The following is a 1304-nucleotide window of genomic DNA, read 5'->3' as shown; positions in this document are numbered from 1 at the left end:
GAGAAGGACTGGCGCACGCCGGACGTGGGCGCGGAGTCGCTCGCGTTTCTCCAGTACACGTCCGGGAGCACGGGCACGCCCAAGGGCGTGATGCTCACGCACGCGAACCTGCTGCACAACCTGGGGCTCATCTCCGGGGCCTTCCAGGTGCGCCGCGACAGCGTGGGCGTCATCTGGCTGCCGCCGTACCACGACATGGGGCTTATTGGCGGCATCCTCCAGCCGCTGTACGCGGGCTTCCCGGTGGCGTTGATGTCACCGATGGCCTTCCTTCAGAAGCCGCTGCGCTGGTTGCAGGCGGTGTCTCGCTTCCGGGGCACCATCAGCGGTGGGCCCAACTTCGCGTTTGAGTTGTGCGCGCGTCGCGCGACGCCGGAGGACGTGGCGTCGTTGGACCTCTCGTCGTGGGAGGTGGCGTTCTGCGGCGCGGAGCCCATCCGCGCGTCCACGCTGAAGCGCTTCGCGGAGGTGTTCGCGCCCAGTGGCTTCCGGCCGGAGGCTTTCTACCCGTGCTACGGCCTGGCGGAAGGGACGCTCATCGTCACGGGCGAGGAGAAGGGCCGGGGCGTGCGCGTGCATCCGCTGGAGGATGCGGCGCTGGCGCGCGGGCTTGCCGTGTCGGGAGCCGAGGACGTGGCGGGCGTGCGGGCGCACATCGGCTGCGGGACGACGCTGGCGGAGCAGCGGGTGCTCGTCGTGGACCCGGACTCGCTCGTCGCGAGGGCCCCCGGGCAGGTGGGGGAGATTTGGGTTTCGGGCGCGAGCGTGGCCCAGGGGTACTGGCGCAAGCCGGAGCTGAGCGAGGCCACCTTCCATGCGCGGCCGGCGGGTGCGGTGGACGGTCCGGAGTACCTGCGCACGGGGGACCTGGGCGTGCTGCGCGAGGACGGGCAGTTGCTCGTCACGGGGCGGCGCAAGGACCTCATCATCCTGCGGGGCCGCAACCTGTATCCGCAGGACGTGGAGGGCGTGATTGAGCGCGCGGATGCGCGCGTGCGCGCGGGCAGCGTGGCGGCGTTCTCGGTGGAGACGACGGGCGGAGAGGCGCTGGCGGTGGTGGCGGAGGTGGGCCGGGACCTGGTGGACGCGGACCCGACGGTGCTGGCTGCGGTGGCGAACGGGCTGCGTCAGGCGCTCGCGCGGGAGTTGGAGGTGCAGACACACACGGTGGCGCTGCTGCCTCCGGGGGCGGTGCCCAAGACGTCGAGCGGGAAGATTCAGCGCTTCGCGTGCCGTGCGGCGCTGGTGTCCGGGGAACTCGCGGTGCTGTGGCGCAGTGAGGCGGCGGGTGCGGAGCCGTTGGT

The 1304-nt window shown here is 71.9% G+C and carries 1 protein-coding gene; it reads left to right on the top strand.

What is annotated here, in order from left to right:
* A partial coding sequence (locus tag D7Y13_RS41515) for a fatty acyl-AMP ligase (RefSeq protein WP_147452651.1) occupies positions 1-1304 on the top strand: 1304 nt, incomplete at both ends.

This window comes from Corallococcus praedator (assembly GCF_003612125.1).
Lineage (GTDB): Bacteria > Myxococcota > Myxococcia > Myxococcales > Myxococcaceae > Corallococcus > Corallococcus praedator.
Note: the sequence above shows the minus strand (reverse complement) of the source record. Positions and strands in the feature narration are given on the sequence as shown.